At 51.0% G+C, this 4,112-nt stretch carries 4 protein-coding genes and 2 tRNA genes; all 6 read right to left on the bottom strand.

Annotation, left to right across the window (positions count from 1 at the left end):
• Positions 1–194: 194 nt before the first annotated feature.
• Complete coding sequence (gene luxS / locus FC814_RS15610; RefSeq protein ID WP_001130204.1) at positions 195–710, bottom strand: S-ribosylhomocysteine lyase; 516 nt, start codon at positions 708–710, stop codon at positions 195–197.
• A 149-nt stretch (positions 711–859) separates the two neighbouring features.
• Positions 860–2,416, bottom strand: a complete 1,557-nt coding sequence (gshA, locus tag FC814_RS15605; protein ID WP_137326164.1) for a glutamate--cysteine ligase — start codon at positions 2,414–2,416, stop codon at positions 860–862.
• Positions 2,417–2,488: 72 nt separating this feature from the next.
• Complete coding sequence (locus FC814_RS15600) at positions 2,489–2,917, bottom strand: YqaA family protein (protein WP_000004484.1); 429 nt, start codon at positions 2,915–2,917, stop codon at positions 2,489–2,491.
• Entirely contained in the window at positions 2,914–3,480 is a 567-nt protein-coding gene (gene yqaB / locus FC814_RS15595; RefSeq protein WP_000273321.1) for a fructose-1-phosphate/6-phosphogluconate phosphatase, read from the bottom strand. Before yqaB ends, FC814_RS15600 begins: the two co-directional genes overlap by 4 nt.
• 276 nt (positions 3,481–3,756) lie before the next feature.
• Positions 3,757–3,833 (bottom strand) — tRNA-Arg (locus tag FC814_RS15590).
• A gap of 197 nt (positions 3,834–4,030) precedes the next feature.
• Positions 4,031–4,107, bottom strand: a tRNA-Arg gene (locus tag FC814_RS15585).
• Positions 4,108–4,112 lie beyond the last annotated feature (5 nt).

Below are 4,112 nucleotides of genomic sequence, written 5' to 3'. Positions count from 1 at the left end.
CAACGTCGCCCAGCAGTTGGGGGACAACGGTTACAGCGATACCCAGGGAATGCTGGGCATGAAATATCTCTTTTAATACCACTTTGCCGCCCGTCACGTACGGGTGGCGCGCTCCCCGCATCAACCTGATAAGCGTAGCACATCAGGCAAGCCGGACAGTGATATCACCGCCCGGCTTCTTCTTCTTAAACGGGCTAGATGTGCAGTTCCTGCAACTTCTCTTTCGGCAGCGCCAGTTCCTCATTGCTGTTGATACGCACGTCGCGCTCCAGAATGCTACGTGCAATATCCTGTGCTTCCTGCAACGAGTGCATCTGGTAAGTACCGCACTGGTAGACATTCAGTTCAGGGATCTGATTCTGATCCTTCACTTTCAGCACATCTTCCATTGCCGCCTTCCAGGCATCAGCAACACGCTGCTCATCTGGCGTACCAATCAGACTCATATAGAAACCGGTGCGGCAACCCATTGGCGAGATATCAATAATCTCAACGCCGTTACCGTTAAGATGGTTGCGCATAAAACCAGCAAACAGATGCTCCAGGGTATGGATACCTTTTTCTGGCATTACTTCTTTGTTCGGCACGCAGAAACGCAGATCGAACACGGTGATTGCGTCGCCATGCGGGGTGTTCATTGTTTTCGCCACCCGAACTGCAGGCGCTTCCATCCGGGTATGATCGACTGTGAAGCTATCTAACAACGGCATTTAGCCACCTCCGGTAATTTTTTTTAAAATATTCTGAACTCTTTGTTCCCAGGCGAGTCTGAGTATATGAAAGACGCGCATTTGTTATCATCATCCCTGAATTCAGAGATGAAATTTTGGCCACTCACGAGTGGCCTTTTTCTTTTCTATCAGCTGTGTTTTTCCAGCCACACCTTGAACGACTCGGTGTCTGCGGCTTCCATTTCCTGCTGACGGCGTTTAGACGCTTCGCGCTCGGCAATAAAATCGTCTTCACGCAGAATTTCCAGCGGCTCTTCACGCAACAAATTGCGATAAGCCTCACCAAACGCTTTCCCGGTTCCGCCAATACCAGTATCAATCATAGACCGTAAGATGCGGGCGGAGAAAGTCAGATCGGGATTATCAAAGCAGGCCACCAGTTCATCACACACTTTCTGGTATGCTTCGCCGCCGTTAATGCTGTCCAGCGTTTGCGCGACACGTTTCAGATCCCGGAACAGATCTTTGCCCACCTGCGGCAACGGGAATTGCGCAGTTTCACAGCCAATTCCCAGTGTCAGCCCCGGCTTACGTCCTTCGAGGATCACCCGGTTCCAGTTGACGCGTGTACAGGCAAGTTCACTACTGCTCATTTCCGGTGCATCAGCCAGCGCACACCAGACCATAAACAGGTCGAGGAATCGCACCTGCTGCTCATCAACACCAATCGGCGAGAATGGGTTGATATCCAGCGAACGCACTTCGATATATTCAATGCCGCCGCGTAACAGCGCATCTGAAGGCGACTCGCCGCTGCGAGTAACGCGTTTCGGACGAATCGGCGCATACAGCTCGTTTTCAATCTGCAGAACGTTGCTGTTGATTTGCAGCCGCTTGCCGTCTTTCTCAAGACCAATCGTCGCGTACTCTTCCGACGGCGTTTTAATTGCCCGCTTCAGACCCGCTACATACTCGTAGAGATCATTAAAGGTAATACCAAGATTACTTTGCGATTTATTGGTATAGCCCAGATCGCTCAAACGTAGCGATGTTGCATACGGCAGGTAATACATGCCGCACTCGGTTTTCTCAAACGGCAGCGACGTCGGTTTACCTTGCAGGAAAGAAGAACAAATTGCCGGAGATGCGCCAAACAGGTACGGGATCACCCAACCGAAGCGATAGTAGTTACGAATAGCGCGGAAGTAGCCCGCAGAGATTTTCTCTTTGGCGTCAACGCCCGAGATATCACCACACTTCGCCTGCCAGAATGCCATTGGTAAAGAGAAGTTGTAGTGTACGCCGGAGATGGTTTGCATCAGCGCGCCATAGCGATTTTTCAGCCCTTCACGGTACAGCGTTTTAAAGCGCCCTGTATTGGACGTTCCATACTGCGCCAGTTCGATATCCTGACCTTCCGCGATGTAACATGGCATACTTAACGGCCACATCCGCTCATCGCCAATATTACGCGCGGTATAGCGATGCAAATCGCGCATAAAGGTCAACATATGCTCAATATCGCCATCGACCGGCGTAATGAACTCCAGCAACGCTTCGGCAAAATCGGTGGTGATCCATTTATGCGTCAGTGCGGAACCTAATGCTTCAGGATGACCGGTTGTTGCCAGAGTGCCATCTGGGTTAACACGCAAAGTTTCGCGCTCAAGACCACGCTGTATCCTCTTTAATGCCTGAGGATGTTTTTCCAGCCAGGCCAGCGCCTGTGATACGTCCGGGATCAAATTGACCTCCCGCCTGTCAAAATCGTTTTAATTAGCATAACTGTAATGGTAGCCATGTGTGCAGGCCTACAATTAGTGCCACCACATCATGCCCTGAACGGTGGCTGCTGCAACCGCAACATAGCGCAACGCTTTACCAAGGCACAAAAAAAAGATTACTGGTCCCCACGAGATGCGCATCCATCCCGCTAACAGACACAGTAAGTCGCCAATCACTGGCATCCAGCTTAATAAGAGTGTGACTGCGCCATAGCGTTTCAGCCAGCCAATGGCTTTTTCTTGCCAGCGCGATGTTTTGCGCAATGGAAAGAAACGCCCAAGGATAACGTTAGTTAACCCTCCAAGGCTATTACCCATTGTTGCTGTTAATACTAAAACCCAGGGATGACTCACCCCAGAAAGTAACATTGCGACCAGCACAACTTCCGAATTGCCGGGTAGTAGTGTAGCGCTGAGAAAACTACTGGCAAACAACGAGAAGAGCGACAGCGACTCACTCACAGCAAGCGAACATCCACGGCGTCCATGCCTGCGGCGCGAGCGGCCTGTATGCCAAAATCGGCATCTTCAAAGACAACGCACTGTGTTGGTTGCACGCCCATACGCTGCGCACACAGCAAAAACGTGTCTGGTGCAGGTTTATGGTGTTTGACGTGATCGGCAGCGACAACCGCGTCAAAATAACGACGTAATCCCAGATGCGTTAGCAGCGCCTCAGCGATGGCGCTTTCACTCCCCGTACCGACAGCCATTGGGCGACGACCGTGCCAGCTTTTCACCACTTCAACAAGAGGAAGCGGTTCGACGCTATCGAGCAACATGCTTCTTACGGCATCGGTTTTCTCGCGGGCTAATGCATGGGGATCGAGATCGGCCTGATTCAGCTCAATAATCGCCTGGGCTATACGCCAGGTGGGCGAGCCATTAAGCGCAATCATGGCCTGTACATCGTACTGAAGACCGTAGCGTCCTAATACTTCACGCCACGCTTTACGGTGCGTGGGTTCTGTATCCAGGATTGTGCCATCCATATCAAAAATCAAACCTGCATAACGCTCGTACATTGTCTTCTCGCAAGTCGAAAAATATGACGCTACTTTAGCGTAATTGCTTGATTTTGTCGCCGATGCGAAGGGGAAGATTATTCAGGATATGGATAAAATAGTTATTTAGAAATGAGATGTTTTTGGAGGAAATTGTTGGAGAAGATGGTGCATCCGGGAGGATGACTCACTGGCGTTCACCCTTCGGGCCGTTGCTGGCGCAACGTTATCCTCCCTGGTGCATACATCAATATTGCAGACCATGAGGATCATCAATCGCGGATAATACGGAGAAGATGGTGCATCCGGGAGGATTCGAACCTCCGACCGCTCGGTTCGTAGCCGAGTACTCTATCCAGCTGAGCTACGGATGCATCGGGAAAATTTATTTTACTGCTGATATTGATATCGCTACGAAAGCCATATCAAGTAATGATGGTGCATCCGGGAGGATTACTCGCCTTACGGCTCGCCCTTCGGGCCGTTGCTAAAGCAACGTTATCCTCCCTGGTGCCTGCGGTTAATACCGCTACCTCTTCGATACCTTCATTGCTGAAGATTTCGGAGAATATGGTGCATCCGGGAGGATTCGAACCTCCGACCGCTCGGTTCGTAGCCGAGTACTCTATCCAGCTGAGCTACGGATGCATCGG

The sequence above is a fragment of the Escherichia sp. MR genome (assembly GCF_005280595.1).
In the GTDB taxonomy this organism is placed as follows: Bacteria; Pseudomonadota; Gammaproteobacteria; order Enterobacterales; family Enterobacteriaceae; genus Escherichia; species Escherichia ruysiae.
This window is presented reverse-complemented; position numbering and strand designations above follow the sequence as displayed.